This window comes from Alteripontixanthobacter maritimus (genome assembly GCF_003340475.1).
In the GTDB taxonomy this organism is placed as follows: domain Bacteria; phylum Pseudomonadota; class Alphaproteobacteria; order Sphingomonadales; family Sphingomonadaceae; genus Alteripontixanthobacter; species Alteripontixanthobacter maritimus.
Map to the genome: position 1 here is coordinate 752,088 of NZ_QBKA01000002.1, position 19,664 is coordinate 771,751.

At 60.1% G+C, this 19,664-nt stretch carries 24 protein-coding genes; 6 read left to right on the forward strand and 18 right to left on the reverse strand.

The genetic code is table 11. The features are described 5' to 3' along the window. Positions 1-12: 12 nt before the first annotated feature. From HME9302_RS03765 to HME9302_RS03775, 3 genes are all read right to left on the reverse strand, one after another. A complete protein-coding gene (locus HME9302_RS03765; RefSeq protein ID WP_115365908.1) occupies positions 13-768 on the reverse strand; it encodes a thioredoxin domain-containing protein in 756 nt (251 codons plus the stop codon). Between the two features lie 145 nt (positions 769-913). Then, complete coding sequence (locus tag HME9302_RS03770; RefSeq protein WP_115365909.1) at positions 914-1,597, reverse strand: thioredoxin domain-containing protein; 684 nt, start codon at positions 1,595-1,597, stop codon at positions 914-916. After that, positions 1,594-2,181 carry a DUF721 domain-containing protein gene (locus tag HME9302_RS03775; protein ID WP_115365910.1) on the reverse strand — a complete coding sequence of 196 codons (588 nt, stop codon included), beginning with the start codon at positions 2,179-2,181 and terminating at the stop codon, positions 1,594-1,596. The genes HME9302_RS03770 and HME9302_RS03775 overlap by 4 nt, the downstream gene beginning before the upstream one ends. A gap of 14 nt (positions 2,182-2,195) precedes the next feature. On the opposite strand from HME9302_RS03775, the gene HME9302_RS03780 reads away from it, so the two are divergent. After that, entirely contained in the window at positions 2,196-3,248 is a 1,053-nt protein-coding gene (locus HME9302_RS03780) for an A/G-specific adenine glycosylase (RefSeq protein ID WP_115365911.1), read from the forward strand. On the opposite strand, the gene HME9302_RS03785 is transcribed toward HME9302_RS03780, so the two are convergent. Then, complete coding sequence (locus tag HME9302_RS03785) at positions 3,245-3,466, reverse strand: hypothetical protein (protein WP_115365912.1); 222 nt, start codon at positions 3,464-3,466, stop codon at positions 3,245-3,247. The genes HME9302_RS03780 and HME9302_RS03785 overlap by 4 nt on opposite strands. 116 nt (positions 3,467-3,582) lie before the next feature. On the opposite strand from HME9302_RS03785, the gene HME9302_RS03790 reads away from it, so the two are divergent. The 3 genes from HME9302_RS03790 to HME9302_RS03800 all read left to right on the forward strand — a co-directional run bounded on the left by HME9302_RS03790 (position 3,583) and on the right by HME9302_RS03800 (position 6,505). After that, on the forward strand, positions 3,583-4,926 hold the full coding sequence (locus HME9302_RS03790) for a serine hydrolase domain-containing protein (protein WP_115365913.1): 1,344 nt from the start codon (positions 3,583-3,585) through the stop codon (positions 4,924-4,926). Positions 4,927-4,991: 65 nt separating this feature from the next. Continuing rightward, entirely contained in the window at positions 4,992-5,819 is an 828-nt protein-coding gene (gene nudC / locus HME9302_RS03795) for an NAD(+) diphosphatase (RefSeq protein ID WP_115367457.1), read from the forward strand. Next, entirely contained in the window at positions 5,816-6,505 is a 690-nt protein-coding gene (locus tag HME9302_RS03800; RefSeq protein ID WP_326833149.1) for a DsbA family oxidoreductase, read from the forward strand. Before nudC ends, HME9302_RS03800 begins: the two co-directional genes overlap by 4 nt. A gap of 95 nt (positions 6,506-6,600) precedes the next feature. On the opposite strand, the gene HME9302_RS03805 is transcribed toward HME9302_RS03800, so the two are convergent. Together HME9302_RS03805 and mgtE are read right to left on the reverse strand one after the other, a co-directional pair. After that, complete coding sequence (locus HME9302_RS03805; RefSeq protein ID WP_115365914.1) at positions 6,601-6,993, reverse strand: DUF1489 family protein; 393 nt, start codon at positions 6,991-6,993, stop codon at positions 6,601-6,603. A 31-nt stretch (positions 6,994-7,024) separates the two neighbouring features. Next, entirely contained in the window at positions 7,025-8,464 is a 1,440-nt protein-coding gene (gene mgtE, locus HME9302_RS03810; RefSeq protein ID WP_115365915.1) for a magnesium transporter, read from the reverse strand. Between the two features lie 151 nt (positions 8,465-8,615). Between mgtE and HME9302_RS03815 the strand changes: the two genes are divergently transcribed. Next, positions 8,616-9,080, forward strand: coding sequence for a peptidylprolyl isomerase (locus HME9302_RS03815; protein ID WP_115365916.1), 465 nt, complete (start codon positions 8,616-8,618; stop codon positions 9,078-9,080). 78 nt (positions 9,081-9,158) lie between these two features. On the opposite strand, the gene HME9302_RS03820 is transcribed toward HME9302_RS03815, so the two are convergent. The 5 genes from HME9302_RS03820 to HME9302_RS03840 all read right to left on the reverse strand — a co-directional run bounded on the left by HME9302_RS03820 (position 9,159) and on the right by HME9302_RS03840 (position 13,476). After that, positions 9,159-9,761: a 2OG-Fe(II) oxygenase gene (locus HME9302_RS03820; RefSeq protein WP_115365917.1), complete on the reverse strand. Its 603-nt coding sequence runs from the start codon at positions 9,759-9,761 to the stop codon at positions 9,159-9,161. Positions 9,762-9,862: 101 nt separating this feature from the next. Then, entirely contained in the window at positions 9,863-10,747 is an 885-nt protein-coding gene (locus tag HME9302_RS03825; RefSeq protein ID WP_115365918.1) for a LysR substrate-binding domain-containing protein, read from the reverse strand. A gap of 143 nt (positions 10,748-10,890) precedes the next feature. Continuing rightward, positions 10,891-11,838: a hemolysin family protein gene (locus HME9302_RS03830; RefSeq protein ID WP_115365919.1), complete on the reverse strand. Its 948-nt coding sequence runs from the start codon at positions 11,836-11,838 to the stop codon at positions 10,891-10,893. Positions 11,839-11,844: 6 nt separating this feature from the next. Continuing rightward, positions 11,845-12,357, reverse strand: a complete 513-nt coding sequence (gene ybeY, locus HME9302_RS03835) for an rRNA maturation RNase YbeY (protein WP_115365920.1) — start codon at positions 12,355-12,357, stop codon at positions 11,845-11,847. A gap of 81 nt (positions 12,358-12,438) precedes the next feature. Then, positions 12,439-13,476: a PhoH family protein gene (locus HME9302_RS03840; protein WP_115365921.1), complete on the reverse strand. Its 1,038-nt coding sequence runs from the start codon at positions 13,474-13,476 to the stop codon at positions 12,439-12,441. A 209-nt stretch (positions 13,477-13,685) separates the two neighbouring features. Here HME9302_RS03840 and HME9302_RS03845 point away from each other — a divergent pair, with 209 nt between their 5' ends. Beyond that, positions 13,686-14,603, forward strand: coding sequence for a hypothetical protein (locus HME9302_RS03845; protein ID WP_147270757.1), 918 nt, complete (start codon positions 13,686-13,688; stop codon positions 14,601-14,603). A gap of 11 nt (positions 14,604-14,614) precedes the next feature. Here the strand turns inward: HME9302_RS03845 and miaB are convergent, their stop codons facing one another. The 7 genes from miaB to HME9302_RS03880 all read right to left on the reverse strand — a co-directional run bounded on the left by miaB (position 14,615) and on the right by HME9302_RS03880 (position 19,649). After that, entirely contained in the window at positions 14,615-15,955 is a 1,341-nt protein-coding gene (gene miaB / locus HME9302_RS03850; protein WP_115365923.1) for a tRNA (N6-isopentenyl adenosine(37)-C2)-methylthiotransferase MiaB, read from the reverse strand. A 52-nt stretch (positions 15,956-16,007) separates the two neighbouring features. After that, positions 16,008-16,769 (reverse strand): lysophospholipid acyltransferase family protein, encoded by a 762-nt coding sequence (locus tag HME9302_RS03855; RefSeq protein ID WP_115365924.1) that lies wholly within the window; start codon positions 16,767-16,769, stop codon positions 16,008-16,010. Further along, complete coding sequence (locus HME9302_RS03860; protein ID WP_115365925.1) at positions 16,769-17,233, reverse strand: Fur family transcriptional regulator; 465 nt, start codon at positions 17,231-17,233, stop codon at positions 16,769-16,771. Before HME9302_RS03860 ends, HME9302_RS03855 begins: the two co-directional genes overlap by 1 nt. 78 nt (positions 17,234-17,311) lie before the next feature. After that, positions 17,312-17,752 carry a Ros/MucR family transcriptional regulator gene (locus HME9302_RS03865; RefSeq protein ID WP_115365926.1) on the reverse strand — a complete coding sequence of 147 codons (441 nt, stop codon included), beginning with the start codon at positions 17,750-17,752 and terminating at the stop codon, positions 17,312-17,314. Between the two features lie 122 nt (positions 17,753-17,874). After that, complete coding sequence (locus HME9302_RS03870) at positions 17,875-18,348, reverse strand: GNAT family N-acetyltransferase (protein ID WP_230079858.1); 474 nt, start codon at positions 18,346-18,348, stop codon at positions 17,875-17,877. A 10-nt stretch (positions 18,349-18,358) separates the two neighbouring features. Next, positions 18,359-18,988: a tRNA (adenosine(37)-N6)-threonylcarbamoyltransferase complex dimerization subunit type 1 TsaB gene (tsaB, locus tag HME9302_RS03875; RefSeq protein WP_115365928.1), complete on the reverse strand. Its 630-nt coding sequence runs from the start codon at positions 18,986-18,988 to the stop codon at positions 18,359-18,361. Between the two features lie 52 nt (positions 18,989-19,040). Then, positions 19,041-19,649, reverse strand: coding sequence for a malonic semialdehyde reductase (locus HME9302_RS03880; RefSeq protein WP_115365929.1), 609 nt, complete (start codon positions 19,647-19,649; stop codon positions 19,041-19,043). Positions 19,650-19,664: the final 15 nt, after the last annotated feature.

Genomic DNA, 19,664 nt, shown 5'->3' on the forward strand with positions numbered 1-19,664 from the left:
TTGTCGTTCGGCCTAACGGGCCCCGGCGCGTTGCAGCAGGGGTTCGAGCTGCGCCCAGTTCCCCGCATCGGTTTTGCGACCATTGATGAAAAAGGTCGGCGTGCCGGTCACGCCGAGCTCGTCCGATTGCACTCGCGACCGTTCCGCAATGGCGCTGTAACTTTCCTGATCGGCCAGGCATTGGCGAGCCTGGTCCTTGCTCAATCCGCGCGCGGCGAAGAAATCGAGGAAGCCCAGAACTTCAGCAATCTGCACCAGTCGCTGATCTTCCGGCAGAGCCATCGCCTGCTGCGCCGCTGCGCCGTTCGTCTGCAACGGGCTAAGCACCTCTTGCAGGTTCAGCCACACCTGATCGGATAGCGGATGAAATGATTCGTCCGCGCCGCACCGCACCAGCGTCGCCAAAGCGAGGTCGTGGGGGCCGTGAATCTGGTTGCGCAATTCAAAGCTGACCTGACCGGTTTCGATATAATCGGCCTTGAGCTTTTCCAGCCCGCTGGATGCAAAACTGGCGCATGCGGGGCAAGTAAGTGAGGCATATTCGATCAGCGTAATGGGCGCATCGGGATTGCCGATCTTGTAACCGTCTTCCGCGGTCACGGTCAGCTGTTCGGTCCAGCTGGTTCCTTCGGGCGCGTCTACCGCTGCTACGGCCTCACCCTCGGGCACTTCGCCATCGACCGTACCGTCCTCGGAACCGCATGCGGCCAAGGCAAGAACAAGGGGAGCAGCGAACCAGGCAAAGGCGGAAGTGCGGAGCGGTGTCATCTATATTTTCCTGTCAGCGATTGAAGCGAAGCTAGCTGCAGCGCCCCTCAACGTTAAGCGGCGATTGGCGCTTTTGCACTGAATAGCGCGGTTTGCGGCTGGCTTTAAGCGAATTCTGGGTGGAAGGCAGGGAAACAGGAATGGGTCAGAACCGTGCATCGAGCTGCGGTTGCAACATTGCCCAGTCGTGCGTCCCGGCAAGAAGAATGCCGTCGACCATGAAGCTGGGAGTGCCGGCAACGCCGAATTCCGCGCGATTGGCCTCGTCCGCCGCCTGCAGAGAAGTCACTTCCGCCGCATCGGCAAGGCATCGGTCGATGTCGTTACGCTGATAGCCGCGCCGTTCCATGATGCGATAGAAACGCAAATCGCTGGCGATTGCGCGCCTGCGGTCGGCTCCGGTTCCTACGGCCCAACGCTGTCGCTGGGCGGCGCTCATCTTGCTGACCTCGGCCAGCCATGTCGGCTGGCTCAGCATGAACGCGGTGTGGTTTTGTACGAATTTGTCGGTGGTGCCGCAGCGCGCCAGCAAGGCCACTGTCAAATCGATATCATCACGGATGAAATGCCGGATTTGCAGACTGAGGCGACCGCTGCGGATATAGACCAGCCGGAGCGCACCTTCGCCATCCTTGGTAAATTGCGCGCAATGCGGGCAGGTATAGCTGACGAATTCGACCAGCTCGACCTCTGCCTCGGGATTGCCGATCAGGTGTCCGCCTTCGATTTTTTCGACCGTGGCATTCCAGTTTTGCGCCGAGGCCATCGCGGGCAATGCGAACAGTGCCAACATGGTGGTCGTCGCGATACGGCGTAATGTCGCTTTCATCTCTGTTCGTCTTTCCTGTCGCCCAGACTGCGAGCCAATGCTTCAAGTACGGATCGCAATTCGGGATCTCCGATATCGCGCAGGCTTTCGCCCAGTTCCATAGGGATAGCCTTCAGCGATGGCGGTGGTTTGGGCTTATCCCTTGACGGAGGCGGCTGCACCTCGCCTTGCCGCAGCTTGACGCGGGCCACGGCATTGTACCCGAAGAAACGGTTCACCCGTTCGATAATTTCCGGCACCACTTGCTGGATCAGCGGCGCGTGCGAACCTTTCACGACTAGTTGCAGCGTGCCTTCTTCTTTCTCACCCGGCGGAAAACGGATCGCCTCGGGGATACAAACGCGGGCATGGGTATCGCCCACGATTTCCGGCCATCTTGTCACGACATTGGACTGGACGAAGCCGAAGCGGCGAAAGGCGGTTCGCCCGATTTGCGGCATCAGTTCGGAAATAGGCTTGGCCGAACCGCCGCGGGGCCGCTCGTAAGGACGCGGCGTCTTGCGTTTTGCCTTGGGCACGGCGGGTTTCTTGCGTGCCGCCGGCGCAGGTTTGGGATCGTCGCGTTCCATAGATGCACCAGCCATGCCATAGGCGCCCCATGACTGCCAGTACCCGCCGCCAGGATATCGCCGACCGCCTGCTCGCTTGGTATGACGAACATGCGCGCGATCTTCCTTGGCGGGCAAGACCAGGTGATGCTCCGAAAGACCCATACCGTGTCTGGCTATCCGAGGTAATGCTGCAACAGACCACCGTGGCGGCCGTAAAACCGTATTTCGCGAAATTTACGGACACATGGCCAAGTGTCGACGCGCTGGCGGCTGCGCCTGAAGAGGACGTGATGGCCGCGTGGGCCGGACTGGGCTATTATTCCCGCGCGCGCAATCTGGTAAAGGCTGCCCGCGAAGTGGCCGGGTTGGGCGGGTTCCCCGACACCGAGGAAGGTCTGCGAAAACTTCCGGGGCTAGGAGCCTATACCGCGGCCAGTGTCGCCGCGATTGCATTCGGACGCCGCGCGGTGGTGGTGGACGCGAATGTGGAGCGGGTGGTGTCGCGCCTGTTCGCGATCGACGAACCGTTGCCCGGCGCACGCAAAGCAATCCGCGCGGCTACGGATACGATCACACCTGACTTACGCAGTGGAGATTTCGCGCAGGCGATGATGGACCTCGGCGCGACAATCTGCACGGCGCGGGACCCCAAATGTCTGCTCTGCGTGCTGTCGGACAGTTGCAAAGCCCGCAAGACGGGCGATCCGGCGCGCCTTCCCGTCAAACCGCCGAAAAAGGCCAGACCGCTCCGTTACGGGACCGCATGGTGGATCGAGCAGGACCAGCGCGTCTGGCTGGTCACCCGGCAGGGAACCGGAATGCTGGGCGGCATGCGCGCCCTTCCGGACGATGGCTGGAACGCGAAAGCCGATGGCAATGCGCAACCCCCGCTGCCACAGGAGTTTAGCCCTGCCGGTAGCGTGGTTCACGGTTTCACGCACTTTACCATCGAGCTCGACGTACGAGCGACCCTGACTGCAGAAGCGCCTGAAGGGGAAGGCGAGTGGTGGCCGATCGCGACGCTTGACGAAGCGGGTCTGCCTACTTTGTTTGAGAAAGCCTCCGCGCGGGTGCTGGCGAACCGGCGGGGCGAAACCTAGATAATGCCGCCGCCCAGGCTCAGGCGCACCACGGCAATGACAAATACCACCAGGCAAAAGTTCCGGCCGCCATTCTTCGATGAAAGCGCGCCCACCGCCGCGCCGATCAGCGCAATCGGAAGAACGAACCAGTTCCCCCAGCCGAGCAAAGGGATGGTGGATGGTATGGCTAGCAGCAGTGCGACGATACCGACGAGTATGGATACAAGATTTAGCATGTGTCTTATCTACCTAACACAGTAATGGTTTTCAAGTAAAACCGGTCATTGACCATGCATGTTGTATGCCGCAGACCTCGCCAGCAATATTATCGTGAGAAGGATCGCGCGCAACCATGGCCTATCGTAACTTTGCCGACCCGCAATTGTCCCGTCGCAACCTGCTTCGCGGGGGCGCGATAGCAGGCTTCGGCGCGTTGGCGGCAGGGCTCCCGGCGCAGGCGCTATGGGCACATACGCAAACTGCGATCGCGCCTACTGGCGATCTGCCCTGGCCCAATGTTCGCGCCACGGTGGAGGAGTATGTATCGAGCGGCAAGGTAGCCAACATGCTCACGACGTTTGGCTTCGGCCAGCGCGATCCGCAGGTCATCATGGGTGGCACATTAGCCAAGCCTGGCCAGAAGGGTGGCCAGACCCCTGTCGATATGGATAGCCTGTACCGGATCTATTCCATGACCAAGCCGATTACCGGCATGGCGGTGATGATGCTGATCGACGAGGGCAAGCTCGGTCTAGACCAGCCGCTCGCCGATATCCTGCCGGCATTTGCCAACATGCAGGTGCAGGTGGAAGCGGATGGCAGCATCGGGCCGGAGAATCTGGAACCGGCCAAGCGACCCATCACGATCCGGCATCTGCTGACGCACACGTCAGGGCTGGGTTACGGCATCATCCAGAAGGGCCCGATCATGCAGGCCTATACCGAACGCGGGCTGGTTCCGGGGCAAGTCAGCCGCCTGCCGATCCCTGGGCTCGGCCGGGGCAATCCGGTGCGAAGTCTGGCAAAGTTTGCCGACGAGCTGGCGCAATTGCCGCTGGTCTATCAGCCGGGTACGCAATGGAGCTATTCCGTCAGTCTCGATCTGCTTGGCCGGGTGATCGAGGTCGCTTCGGGCAAGCCATTCGATGTTTTCCTCAAGGAACGGTTGTTCGAGCCTGCCGGTATGGACAGCACGTATTTTACCGTCCCGAAAAGCGAAATCGAGCGATTTACCACCAATTATGGGGTGTTGGGCGGGGCGCTGCTGCCTATCGATCCAGCAGAAACTTCCATCTATCTCGATGATCCTGCCTTCGCATTCGGCGGGGCCGGGCTGGTCTCCAGCGCGCGCGATTACGACCGTTTTCTGCGAATGCTGATTGGCTACGGCAAGATCGACGGCAAGCGGGTGATGGGCGAGCTGGCGGTTCGCGTGGGTACATCCAACCTATTGCCGGCCAACACCTCCACTGCCGGTACCTTCATGGGCGATGGCGGTTTCGGTGCAGGCGGGCGCGTTACTGGGAAGGCGTTCGGTTGGGGCGGGGCGGCTGGGACCGCTGCTTTTGCTGACTTCGACACCGGGTTGCGGGCGCAGCTTTTCACGCAATATATGCCGAGCCAGGCGTACCCCATTCAAAGCAACTTTTCCGAACTGGTGATGAAGGATGTGGCGATGATGCGGGCGGGTAGCTGACCGCGGTGGCCACCGCCGCATTACCGATTGCATTTTCGGGGTCGCCGCTCGACCGGGCCGATAATATGCGTACCGATCCCGAGGCGCTGACGGGCCTGCTGAACTGGCGCGCTCGGTTGCTGAAGCTGGATGGACTGTCGCCGGTGATCGGGCAGGATGGCGCGCTGGAATGGGGCACGCTGGCCGATGCGCCGGATGATGCGGAACTGGTGTTTCTCGGAATGGAGGATGGCAAGGCGTGTTTCGCCGCCGTTCCAGCGAACGGCGCGGGTGGCCCGGCCTATGCCGATCCCGCCATCTGGAGCGCGATGCGCACCCTGCCGCCGTCCGACCTCGCCACTTATGGCGGCGCGCGCAGTCTCGTCGATTGGCATGCCCGGCATCGGTTCTGCGCACGCTGCGGTGCGGCGACGCGTCTTGCAAAGGGCGGTTGGCAGCGCGATTGCCCGATATGCGAGGCGCAGCATTTTCCGCGTACCGATCCTGTCACGATCATGTTGGTGGAACATGATGGGCAGCTATTGCTGGGTCGCCAGCCGCGCTTTCCCGAACGCATGTATTCCGCGCTCGCCGGCTTCGTGGAACCGGGCGAGACCATCGAGGAAGCCGTGGCGCGCGAAGTTCACGAGGAGGCAGGTATCCGGGTGAATGCGGTCGAATACGTCGCCAGCCAACCCTGGCCATTCCCAAGCCAGCTGATGATCGGCTGCTATTGCACGTGCGATGATCCGGCGATCACCATCGACAGGACCGAACTCGACGATGCCCGCTGGTTCTCGCGCGAGGAACTGGAAGCTGCGCGCGACGCCGGGCACGAGGGAACCGCCGAGCTGATCTTCCCGCAACGGTCTGCCATCGCGCACAATCTGGTGACATGGTGGCTAGGCCGGTGAGCGGTCCTGCGCCCACCGAAATGCGGATCGATATCTGGTCCGACGTGATGTGTCCGTGGTGTATCATCGGCTGGAAACGGCTTGAACAGGCGCTTGCCACTTTGGATGGCGAGATCGCTGCGGAGGTCCGCTGGCTACCGTTTGAACTCAACCCGGACATGGCAGCGCAAGGCGAGGAGCGAACGTCGCATCTGGCCCGAAAATATGGCCGCACACCGGAAGATGCTGCGAAGATGGGCGCGCATATGTCCCGGCAGGCAGCGGATGCCGGGTTCAGCTTCGACTATGCGGGGGAGGGCGAGGCGCCGCCTGCCATGATGTGGAACACGTTCGAAGCGCACAAACTGCTTCGCTGGACGCTGGCGGAACACGGGTCCGATGCGCAGATGCGGCTGAAGCTGGCTCTGTTTACTGCGCACTTCCAGCACCGGCGACGTATCGGAGAGCGCGATGTACTGCTCGATATCGCCGAGGAAGAAGGGTTGGACCGTGATGCCGCCGCTGCTGCGCTGGACGATGAAACCGTCGCGCACATCGTGCGGATGGAGGAGCGGCAAGCCATGGACAACAACATCACCGGCGTCCCGGCAGTGGTGGTGGACGGAAAGTTCCTGATCCCCGGCGCGCAGGAGCCGGACGTGTATGTAAACGCGCTACGGCGAATCGCGTCCAAGGTGAAAACCTGAGGATACGCCGTTTGCGCGTCATCGCTGCAATGGATTACAAGGGTAGGAAAACGTACTAAGTCTGCGCCGGCTGCGAATGGCGAGTGTCGTAGAGCCTACACCAACCCCAGCTTCTGCAGTTTTCCCATTAGCCGCCCCGGCAGCACATCCCCGATATCCTCACCCTCTTCCAGGTCGCGTGGGGTGTTTTCCTCCGCGAGGTAGCGCCAGCCCTGATGGGCGCGTTTGGGCTGGGGATAGACGGGGATCAGTACCGGCTCGAGTTCGATGAACCAGCGCCCGTCGTCGCGCTGGGTGAAGCGTTTGATGGGGCTACGACCGACCAGCGCATGTTCGCGAATCCAGTATAGAGAGCCGCCCACCATCTCTTTATGCCGCTTGGGCAGGTAGCGTGTGGTCAGCCGCATATCCCTGCGATTGCGAAACCAGCTTTCCAGATCGGCGTGGCTTTTCGCTCCGAAAGCGATCTTGGTCATGTGCAGCGGCATCAGTGTTTAAATAGTCACGTAGCGCTGCGGCTCAACCCGCAAGGCCCGCTGCCACCGCCAAGCCAAGAAACGCGAAAAAGCCCATGGAGTCCGTGATCATGGTGACGAACACGCTGCTGGCCACGGCAGGATCTTGATCCAGTCGTTCGAACATGACCGGCACGGCAACGCCAGCCAGTCCCGCAGTGATGACGTTGATTACCATGGCGAGCGCAATCACGCCGCCCAACATGGGGGTAAAAATCACGCCAGTTGCGAGACCCACCAACACGGCAATGGTCACACCATTCAGTAGCGCGACCCGCATCTCGCGCACCAGCATACGCCCGGTGTTGCTGCGGGTCAGCTGGTTCATCGCAATGGCGCGCACGGTCACGGCCATAGTCTGCGTTCCGGCATTGCCGCCCACGCTGGCGACGACTGGCATCAGCACCGCAAGCGCGACCAGCTGTTCGATGGCAGCACCGAAAAACGCAATGATGGCGCTGGCAATCACCGCCGTGCCGAGGTTCGCGATCAGCCATCGAACGCGGCTGGAATAGGCATCGCGGATCGGTTCGTTGATGTCGCCTTCGCCAGCGCCCGACAGCAGCAGCGTATCTTCGCCGGCCTCTTCGGAGATGATGTGCACCACATCGTCGACGGTCATCTGCCCGACGAGCCGTCCATTTTCGTCGATTACGGCGGCGCTGATGAGGCCGTATTTCTGGAACATCAGCGCGACTTCTTCCTGGTCCATCGCGGCCGGGACCAGCGTCTGGTCGCGCTTCATCACATCGGTGAGCGCGATAGTGCGCGGCGTGGTCAGGATCCAGGACAGCTCGCAAGTGCCAACCGGGTGGTGGGCGGCATCGACCACGAAAATTTCCCAGAAGTCGGTCGTCGCTTCCCGTTGCCGCAAATAATCGATGACGTCGCCAACAGTCAGATGCTCAGGAACGGCCACGAAGTCGCGGCTCATCAACCGGCCGGCGGTTTCTTCGGGATAGGCGAGCGCGCTTTCGATAGCGGCGCGGTCTTCTGCATCCAGCTCCGCCAGAACCGCCTGCTGGTCCGCATCGTCCAGATCCTCGATCATCTGGACGGCGTCGTCGGTTTCCAGTTGCTCCGCGATGCCTGCAACCGCGCCAGCATCCAGCGTTTCGATCATGTCCTCACGGACGTAATCGTTGAGTTCCGCGATCACTTCGCTGGATAGCAAATCGGTAATAGCGGCAGCCAATGCGCGGCGGTCGTCGCGGTCGAGCAGTTCCAGCAGGTCGGCAATGTCGGCGGGGTGCAACGGTTCGACCAGATCGTAGGCTCGGTCGGTGTCATCTTCGTCCAGCGCGGTAGTCACGCTGCGAACATATTCGGGCTTCAGCCGGTTTTCTTCGTCATGCCGCTCGTCGTCGATCCGGTCGTCGGGACGGCCGCCCGGCTCTGCCGCCAGCAGCTTTTCTTCGGCAGGATCTGGTGCAAGGTCGGCCATGCGTAGGTCCTAGGCGGGGCGAGGCGAAAAACAAGAGTACTGCTAACCAAGTCGGCGGCGATACCTTTTGACGCATCCATCCACGTCTTGGGGTGACATTGCGTCTCGCGCACCTATATCTCGGGCAACATTTCAGTGGAGGAATACATTAATGGCCGATCAGACCCTGACCCTCACGCTCGACACCGGCAACGGTGAGAACGGCGATGTCGTTATCAAGCTTCGCCCCGATCTTGCGCCCGGGCACGTTGAGCGCATCGTGGAGCTGGCGAAAGACGGCTTCTACGACGGCGTGGTGTTCCACCGTGTGATCCCAGGCTTCATGGCGCAAGGCGGCGATCCGACCGGCACAGGCATGGGCGGCAGCGAGAAAGCCGATCTGAAGGCTGAATTCAGTGCCGAGCCGCACACACGCGGCACCTGTTCCATGGCGCGTAGCCAGATGCCGGACAGTGCCAACAGCCAGTTCTTCATCTGCTTCGACGATGCCCATTTCCTGGACGGGCAATACACCGTCTGGGGTGAAGTAACCGGCGGTATGGATCATGTGGACGCGCTGCCCAAGGGCGAGCCACCCGCGAACCCGGGCAAGATTGCCAAGGCCACGATCAGCTGAACGGCATATTTGCGATACTTTCGAAAAGGGTGGCAATATTGCCCCCTTTTTTATGCGTGATGGTTCGGTTGAGCGGCTTTAGACCGAGTGTCCGTCATGATGGGTGGGATCGAATGTGTAGAAGCAGCTGTGCGTGTAGCGCATTCCGGACGTAATCTTCTTCACCCCATGCAGATATGCTGCAGTCGATGGGAAATAGGCCAGCATGCGGGGCTTGATGGTTGGTTGCATACCAAGCACCGGAAAATGGATTTCGCCGCCGGTAAATTCGTCGTTGAGATAGATGATGGAGGCAAAGGCGCGCCACGGGAATTCGTTGGACTTGCCATTGGGATGTTCACAATCCGCGTGCGGGGCCTGGCTATCCCCCGGCCGCCACCGAACCAGTTGCAACGTATCGGCATAAACGGAATCGACGATGCCGTAATGAGCCGTAATCGTTTTCGCTGCACGCCGCCTGATCTTCTCCATCAGCTTCAGCGTTTTGGCAGGCATTTTGGAAGGATTGATCATCCTGCCATGCCAGACATCGGTCGTCGGTAACGAGGTATCCCACTGCGCTTTGGGAGATTTGGCATGGAACAGTAGTTGCTTGCGCTCCTGTTCGGTAATGAAATCCTCGACAATACCGATCGGTTTGCCGGTCAGGCTGCGTGCCGAAAGCATGTGCGCGTCGTCCATTCCAGCTAAGGGACTGTTGTTCCTAATAATCTAGCCGGATATTCCTGAGAGTAAACCGGGAAAGGACATAAGACGGGCCTGACGTCGGCCAAGCGTGTCGACTACAAATCTGCCTGAACCAGCCAGTCATGAAAGAGGCGCACGGGGCGTTCTTCAAGAGCGGTTGGTTTGCAGACGAACCAGTAACTGTAAGGGCTGTCCACTTCCGCTTCGAACAATTCGGTCAGGCGATTATCCGACGCGCGTTTCAAATGGTCGTCATGCATAATCGCGATACCGAGGCCCTGCGCCGCTGCTTCCAGCATCAACTGGCCGGAATCGTAATGATCGATGGCTGCAGGATCGAGATCGCGCATCCCCATCTCTTGTTTCCAGGCCTCGTAACTTTCAGGCAGTTCGTTGTGAATCAGGAAGGTCTGTTTCTCCAGCGCCTTCATATCCGGTTCCGCGCCCAATTTGTCGGAAAGATCGCGGCTGACGATCGCATGTACCTTGTTCTCGTCCAGTCGCACCGCGTGCAGGGACCGGTCGGGGCCGCGCGACAGGATAATGGCTGCGTCCAGCGTATCGCCCACGCGATCTTCCAGATGCGGTCCGGTGTCGATGTCGATATGCAGCAAGGGGTGCAACTGGCGAAGCTGGCCGAGCTTGGGAAACAATCGCTGACTACCGAATAAAGGTAGCACACCGAGATGCAGGCGCAGCAGCGACAGATTGTCCGACTGGCTCTCCACCGCTCGCGCCAAGGCCTCGAATTGCGGAGCGACAGCTTCGTAGAAAGCGTGTCCTTCGTCAGTCAGCTGCATCGCCTGGCGGGCGCGTGTAAACAGCTTCTTCCCGACGAATTCTTCCAAATTGGCAATCCGGCGCGACAGGGCAGATGGGCTGAGCGACAATTCGTCCGCAGCAGCACGCGCCGATCCAAGTCGCACAGTGCGCATAAACGCTTCCAAGGCGCGCAATGGAGGTAGGCGGCGGATGGCCATACCTTAGAAGTGGGATCGCACCGGGCGCTTGTCACGCGTTTTTTGCAACACTTGCACGAAATCCACGCTCGATCGGCGGGGAGCAACCGCCCATCGATGCCAAACATAATACCGGTACGTTGTCCGATGGCGACCAGCGAGATTTAAACCGAGTTGGCGGCCAGCTCCTCGTCAGGTGCGGTATGCGGGGCGTGCAGGCGCAGGCGGGTGACGTGAGTGTCGTTGCCTTCCAGCACCTCGATTCGCCATCCACTTGAATGGTCCAGCATACTGCCGACTTCGGGGACCTGTTCCGCCAGCACGAATGCAAGACCGCCCAAAGTGTCGACTGCTTCCTCGACCTCGGCCAGTTGCGGGTCGATCTGCCTCGCCACCTCGTCGAGTTCGGTTCGGGCATCGCAGTCCCACATCCCCTCGCCGATGGCGGTGATGGACTGGGCGGGGGTCTCGTCGTGTTCATCCTCGATTTCGCCGACGATTTCTTCCACCAGATCCTCGATCGTGATCATACCATCGGTGCCGGAAAATTCGTCTACTACGATGGCGAGATGCATTTTGTGGCTGCGCATATCGGCCAGCACGTCGAGCGCACCGCGAGCCTGCGGCACGTAAAGCGGCTGGCGCATCAGGCTGGTCCAGTTTTCGGGGGGCGCGGCGCCGGATGCGAGAGTGGGAAACACATCCTTGATGTGGATCATCCCGATTACCTCATCCAGCGTGTCGCGATAGACCGGCATCCGGCTGTGGCCGTGTTCGGAAAAGGCCGCGACGAGCTCGTCCCAGCTCCAGTCCGATTTCGCTGCAATAATTTCACCGCGCGGAATGGCCACGTCGTCGGCATCATGTTCGCTGAAATGCAGCAGGTTGCGCAGCATCTGGCGCTCGACCGTGGTCAAATCGCCGTCTTCGCCCGCAATTGTGGTGTCTTCGGGGTTCTCAACCTCGTGTTCGTCGATCGCGTCTTCGAGCTGCGCACGCAGCGAGCGGTCGCCGTTCTCGCCGGAAAACAATTTTCGCAATGCGGGCAACAGCCCGCCGCTACTCTCTGCGTCTTCCGAAGGGGTGGAACGTTCGTTATCTGTCTCGGGCATCGCCCTTTATTGCACTCCTGTCACGGGCGGATCGGCCGCGTTCTCGTCATATGGGTCCGCCAGACCCATTGATGCAAGTATCTTCGTTTCCAAAGCCTCCATTGCAACGGCATCGGCGGGGGAGGTTTCGTGGTCATGACCCGCCAGATGAAGCAGGCCGTGGATCAGCAGGTGCGCCGCATGGTCGGCAAGCGGGATGCCTTTTTCGTCGGCCTCCCGCTGGCAGGTTTCATAGCCGAGCGCGATATCGCCAAGCATTTCGGGCGGGCCGTCTGCAGGCAGTGAGACCAGGCTATTGCGTTCCAGCATAGGAAAGGACAGGACATTGGTAGCCTGGTCCTTCCCGCGCCATTCCCGGTTCAGCGCGTGGATCTCAATGTCTGCGGCAAACAGGATACTGGCGGTCAGCCGCGAATTGTCGAGTGCAGGTTCAACTTTTGCTGTGGCCGACGCGGCGCGGTTGGCGACCGCGTCCCATTCTCCCTCCGGCCAGCCCTCGACGTCTATGTAAAGTTGCACCGGTTCATCTCCGCTCGATCCAGGCGCGGCTGCACATCCCGGCTCATCGACACCGATCCCGCTCGTATAAGGAAAGGATCTTCACGGCTTCGCATCTTCGCCCTCGTAAGCCTCCACGATGCGGCCCACGATCGGGTGGCGCACGACATCGGCGGCGGTGAAGCGGATCGTGCCGAACCCGTCGACCTTTTCAAGCCGGTCGACCGCGTCGGCCAGCCCGCTCATCCGGTCGCCGCCCGGGATGTCGACCTGCCGGGGGTCACCGCACACGACCATGCGGCTGTTCTGACCAAAGCGAGTGAGGAACATCTTCATCTGTTCGCGAGTGGTGTTCTGCGCCTCGTCAAGAATGACGAAGGCGTCGGCCAGCGTACGTCCACGCATGAAGGCGATGGGCGCGATCTCGATCTCGCCGCTGGCGATGCGGCGCTCCACCTGTTCGGGCGGCATACAGTCGTACAGTGCGTCATATAGCGGGCGAAGATAGGGATCGACCTTGTCCTTCATGTCACCGGGAAGGAAGCCCAGCTTCTCGCCCGCCTCAACTGCCGGTCGGCTGAGAATGAGCCGCTGCACGCTGCCGGTAATCAGCTGTGCCACGGCCTGTGCCACGGCGAGGTAGGTCTTGCCCGTACCCGCCGGTCCGAGCGCAAAAATAATCTCGTCCCGCGCAAGCGACGTCATGTATTCGATTTGCCGGTCGCTACGCGGCACGATGGTCTTGCGCCGTGTTCGGATCATGATCGGCGCCTTGGAAGGGCCTGCACCAACGATGCCGTCGAGTGTCGGCTCGTTCGACATCGCCACAAGCGCCTCGATAGCGCCGGCATCCAGGTCCTGTCCCTGGGCAAGTTTGTCGTACATTTTCTGCAATACGTCCCGCGTCCGTGCGACGGCGTCTTCGGGCCCCTCGATCTGGACCTGTTGCCCGCGCGCGGAGATAAATACGCCCAAGCGGTTTTCCACCTGCACCAAATTGGCATCGAACTGGCCGAACAACGGCACCAGCAGCGACTGGTTCTCGAACTCCATTTCCGCCCGTGCCCGGCGCGTTTCGCGCTGCGGGACCGGGGGGCGGGACAGGGTCGGTTCGGAATTCGCGTTGTTCTTACGAGTCATGCAGTCCTTTCAAGCGGTCATGCAAATGTAATGCTCGCGTGGTTACAGGCAATAGAAGAAGTGTTCGTTGTGCGGCTCATTTGCAAATATGGGTCCGTTATCGAACGATATAAGTCGTTGGTAGGTAGGCGGTCGTAGAGGCCACACCCATTCGGTAAGGGCCTTGAATAAAGTCGAGCCCGGCGAAGTTGAAACAGGCAGGTATGAAAATGATGAAGATGCACACGCTCTCCGCACTGGCCCTTAGCACCGCGTTGTTTGCCCTTTCATCTCCGGCGATGGCGCAGAATTCTCAGGAAGCACCTGCAACCGCACCCCAGGTCAGCGATCCGATCGTGGTGGAAGGCGTACGTGAGGAGCGCCGCAAGGTTATCCGCAAATATGCCGATACGATCACGCGTCGCCCGCGTGTGGACAAGCCGGTCGAACGCTTCCTCCAGCCATTGTGCCCGAAAGTTTCCGGCATGAAGGAGGCCTATGCCAAAGTCATTGAGAACCGTGTTCGCGCCAACGCGCAAGCGGTCGAAATCAATGTCGCTGAAGCGGATTGCAAACCCAACATCTACATCATGTTTCTGCGCAACGCCGACGAAGAACTGCGCATGGCAGCGAAGAACGATAGCGAATTGTTCGAAAGCTTGCTGAGCTATCAGAAAGACCGCGTGTTCGACGAAACCGGCCCGGTGCGCGCGTGGAATTACGCCGAAGTGCGCGACGACCGCGGCCGTGCGCTTGCGTACGATACGAGCAAGGGGTCGCGTGGAGCAGCGATTAACAAGACTGCAGCAGCTACGCGTTTACGCTCGCCGGTGTCGATGGAAACGATGGCGGCAATCGTAGTGTTCGACGTATCTGCGCTTCCAGGCCGTTCGCTGAACCAGCTAGCAGACTATGCGACGATGCGGGTGCTTGCTCCGGTCAGGGAAGTGTCGGACCCGAGCGGAGCACCGTTCGATTCGATCCTGTCATTGTTTGCCGACGATTTTGCGCCGCAAGAATTGACGGTGTTTGACCGCGCGTATTTGCAGACGTTGTACAATAATCCCGCCACGCTGAACCCGCTCGACCTATACGCGCGGGTAGCAACAGCGATGGACAAGATGGAAAACAACGAAACGCTCGACTGAGCGGGCGCCGATCAGGCCGGGATTGTTTCGCGCATCACGCCGCGCAGCGATTTTGGCCCGGCATCCTGTAGAGTAACGCTGACCAGATCGCCAAGGGCCATCTCGCTACCGGGCGCGGTGTCGATCCAGACCGACTGCAACCACGGCGATTTGCCGAGCCACTGTCCATCATGCTTGCCTTTGCGTTCGATCAACACATCGCAAATCTTGCCCGCGCTTGCCGTATTGAAGGCGTGCTGGTCGCGGTTGATCGCAGCCTGCAACCGTTGTAGCCGCTCATCCATGACCTCGCCCGCCACCTGATCGTCCATCGTGGCTGCCGGTGTGCCGGGGCGGGGCGAGTACTTAAAGGTGTAGGCCTGCGCATAACCGACGGCATCTACCAGTTGCAGCGTTTCTTCGAATTCCGCGTTTGTCTCGCCTGGGAAACCGACGATGAAATCCCCTGAAATAGCGAGGTCGGGGCGAGCAGCCCGGAACCGGTCGAGCAATTTGAGGTAGCTGTCCGCGCTGTGGCTGCGGTTCATCGCCTTCAGCACCCGGTCCGATCCGGATTGTACCGGCAGATGCAGGAACGGCATAAGTTCGGGCAATTCGCCATGCGCAGCGATCAGGGCGTCGTCCATGTCCGCTGGGTGGCTGGTCATGTAGCGCAGCCGGCCTAGCCCATCGAGTTTGGCAAGCGCGCGGACCAGTCCGGCGAGACCGACCGAGCGGCCAACGTCATCCACACCGCTCCATGCGCTGACATTCTGACCGAGCAGCGTAATCTCGCGTGCGCCGCCGTCGATTAACAATCGCGCCTCGGTCACAAGATCGTCGAACGGCCGGGAAATTTCCGCGCCGCGCGTATAGGGTACGACGCAGTAAGTGCAGAATTTGTCGCACCCTTCCTGAATGGTCAGGAAGGCGGAAGGCGCGCTTTTGCGACGCTTCGGCAGCGCCCCGAACTTGGCGATAACCGGCATGTCGGTATCGGTGGCGCGCTTACCGCTAATAGCGGCGTCCAGCATGTCGGGCAAATTGTGATAGGCCTGCGGGCCGACGACCATGGACACGGCCGGCGCGCGGCGCATGATCTCCTCGCCTTCCGCCTGTGCCACACAGCCTGCCACGGCAATGATCGGATCACCATGCTTGGCGAGGCGGCCGATATCGGAATAGACCTTTTCGGCCGCTTTCTCGCGGATGTGGCAGGTGTTCAGCACGACGAGATCGGCATCTTCGCCCTCGGCGGCAGGTTTGATTCCCTGCTGGTCGAGCAATTCGCCCATCCGTTCGCCATCATAGACGTTCATCTGGCAGCCGAAGCTTTTGACGCGATAGGTTTTGGGAGGGGGCACGGGACGCATGGCGTTCGCGATTAGGCGGTTCGGCAGCGAGGTGCAACGGCGCAGGCCAACGCTACTGTGACAGGTGCCGCAACAGCTTTGCATGGGCGGTTGCAGCCATGGCCTTACGATCGGCCAGTTCTTCTCCTGCGAGCGGCGCGAGGAAGTGCGCCGTCACCCGGATCGGTCTGGGGCGTGCCAGCAGGCGGAGGAAATTATCCAAGCCCGGCTCGTCCCCAACCCAGCAAACCTGCCGCGAGTTTTCGTAATCGAGCGAAACGGGCTGGGCGACAATCCCCGGCGGCAACGGGGTGGCAGCTGATAACAGCGCGCTTTTAAAGGGTAGCAGCCCGGTACCATCGCTGGTGGTGCCTTCAGGGAAGATGGTCAGCGCGCCGCCGGTAGCCATGGCCGCGCGCACCTGCTCGACCTGCTCCGCCACACTTTGCCGGTCGTGCCGGGCGATGAAAATCGTGTCGTTCATCTCACACAGCCACTTGAGAAAGACGAAGTCTGCCAGCCCGTCATGCGCGACGAAGGCACTTCCCGTAACATGCGCCAGGGTTGGGATGTCGAGCCAGCTCACATGGTTGCTGAGGAGCAGGGCATGGCGGGCGGGCTGTCCTCGCACTGTAATGTGCAACCCGGCGATGGCGCCGATCGACGCGAGGAACACTCGCGGCCAGAACCGACCGAACCCGAATGCGCGCCAAAGCAAATGGAGCGGCGCGCAAAGCATAAAAACAAGCACCATCAGTACCAGCCGAAACCCTATCAGAAGCCATCCCAGCGGAGTAACCGCGCGTGTTGCGGGAATGGCACCGTCTTGCGTCATTAGCGCGCGGTATCGCCTTCATGCGCTGTAGTAGAAGTATTAGCGGTGCGCTCACGGTCGATTTTGACGCCGTATAGTTCCATACGATGATCGACGAGCCTGTAGCCGAGTTTTTCGGCGATCTGTTTCTGCAAAGCTTCCAGCTCAGGGTCGACGAATTCGACCACCGTACCGCTTTCCACATCGATCAAATGGTCGTGATGGGCCTCGGGCGCCGGTTCATACCGCGCACGGCCATCGCCGAAATCGTGCCGATCGAGAATGCCGGCATCCTCGAACAAACGCACGGTGCGGTATACTGTCGCAATAGAAATGCGAGGGTCGATTGCGCTGGAGCGCTCGTGCAATTTCTCGACGTCGGGATGATCCTCGCTTTCCGAAAGCACGCGCGCGATCACTCGCCGCTGTTCGGTGATGCGCAGACCTTTGTCGGCGCATAATTGTTCGAGGTCGATCTTCGGCAAGCCGCACACTCCTATGAAAAACGCCCCGGAGCCATAAAGCGCCGGGGCGTGTTCCTCAAGCTATCGGACAATTTTGCCTCAGGCTGTCTTTTTCTTGCGGCCGCGTTTCTGGCCGGGCTTTCGGCCGAGGCCAATTTTCTTGGCGAGATCGCGGCGCGTTTCGGCATACTCCGGCGCAACCATCGGATAATCGGAAGAAAGTTCCCAGCGCGCGCGATATTCGTCGGGCGTCATACCGTGTTCGGTCATCAGATGGCGCTTGAGCATCTTCATCTTCTTGCCATCTTCCAAGCAAACGAGGTGATCGCGCTTTATCGATGCCCGTATGGATACTGCGGGATCGGGTCGTTCTTCTTCCTGCTCTCCCCCGTCACCCAAACCGGCCAATGCACCGTAAACATTAGTGATAAGCGTCGGCACATCGTCAACGGCTACGTCATTATTGCTCACGTGGGCAGCAACAATGTCGGACGTAAGCGTAATCAACGTTTCCGACATATCGAATTCAACTTCGGTCATATTAATCCTGTTCTTTCAGTGCGACCTATACCCTATTGTGGGCCATAGAGACATAACTATAGCTGATAATACGTAGTTCGACAAGGGTTCGGGCGCGTATAAAAAATAACAGGACCATGAGACTAGTCCTTGATTTTACGGGCAAAAGTAACGGCGTCGATCCGTTCTCCATTTGTAAGTCTATAATATCCTTCGCGGCGTCCAATCGGTTCGAATCCATGTTGCTTGTAAAGCGCCTGCGCCGGATTGTTGTAACGCATTTCTAGAAAGACGCTGTCCGCACCGCTTTGTCGCGCGTCGGTTATAAAGGTTTCCAGCATCCGCCCACCCAATCCCTTCCCACGAAAATCAGGGTGGATGGCGATCAACAGCAGCTCCTGTTCTACATTTGCGCTGCGGATCAGGGCGAACCCGGCAATATCATCCGACAGTCCGCGAATATCGGTACCAACCACGCCGCCTGAATCCACCAGCAACATCCGGGTGTTTGGCAACAGGAGCGAGTCGCATAATTGTCGCCGGGTCCAGGCCTCCCCCCAATGCGGATCGAACGCAGCCTCCATTACGGTCATCGCGGCATCGACGTTGTCTCTCACCGGGGCCGCCTCATGCGGCTGGCTTCGCATCGGGTGCTCGTCCGTAGATCGGCGACACGTCGGCGGTAAACAGGCTTTGCGGTATGGCAAATGCGTGACGTGCATCAGGGTGGAAGTTGAGCGCTTCTGCATCGTTTCTCAAAACAGCAAGCGCGTCCGCCTGCGTTCCGGCAATCAAACCAGCGGTGGATTGCCGTGCGGCAGCTTCGGGGGTGCTTGATGCGTGAGAACCCGTGGGTTGTCCGTCATTGCCGAAAGATTGGCAGTACCATTCGCCATGGCCGCCGGTCATGCATACATCCACTGCCGTTGCAGGTCTTTGCGACCGTGCCATGGCGGCAACCAACGCAAGCGTCGGGTAGCCAGCAAGGGTGGCGCCCCAAGCAAAGGCCAGTGCGCGGGCCGCCGCGATCCCTATACGAACGCCGGTGAAGCTACCGGGACCGCGCGACACAAACACGCGGCTGGACTTTCCGCGGTCCGGCAAGCCGGCAATCATCGGCACGAGCCGTTCCGCATGACCACGGCCCAATACGCGGTGGTCATGCGCAAGCAGGCTCGGCTCGTCGTCGCCCGCATCCTGCTCGAACAGAGCTACGGAGCACGCCTCGGTCGCGGTTTCTATCGCCAGTATACGCATCGCCAGCGCCTCTATCGCCGCTGTTCGCGATACGGAAGCCTATTGGGCGCGATTACACTATTCGGTTGAAGGTCTTGAAGTCCGGGCGCGGGCTGCGTTCGAAGATGCTTTCGGGATCGCCATATCCGACCGAGCAGATCCAGTCGGCTTTCACACGCGGCTGATCGGCAAAGAAGTCCTTTGTTACCGCATCCAAATCGACGCCTGACATCGGACCGCAATCGAGGCCGAGTGCGCGCGCCGCAATCATCAGGTAAGCGCCCTGCAACGCGGAGTTGCGAGCAGCGCCTTCTTTCCGTCCTTCCTCGTCCCCTTCGAACCAGCTTTTGGCGTCGACATGGGGAAACAGCCACGGCAGTTCTTCGTGAAAATCGATGTCGTACCCGATGATGACTGTGACAGGCGCTGCACGCACCTTGTCCTTGTTACCATCGGACGCATAACCGGCGAGGCGTTCCTTCGCCTCATCCGAAGTGACCCAGACGAACCGACCCGGCTGCATGTTGGCCGATGTCGGCCCCATCTTCAGAAGCTCGTATATCGCCTTGATTTGGCTTTCGCTCACATCCTTATCGAGCCAGCCATTGTAGCTGCGAGCTTCGTTGAAGATCTGGTCGAGGGCGGCGTCGGACAGTGTGTTGCCGTGAAATTGCTGGGTCATGAAAATCCTTTGGTC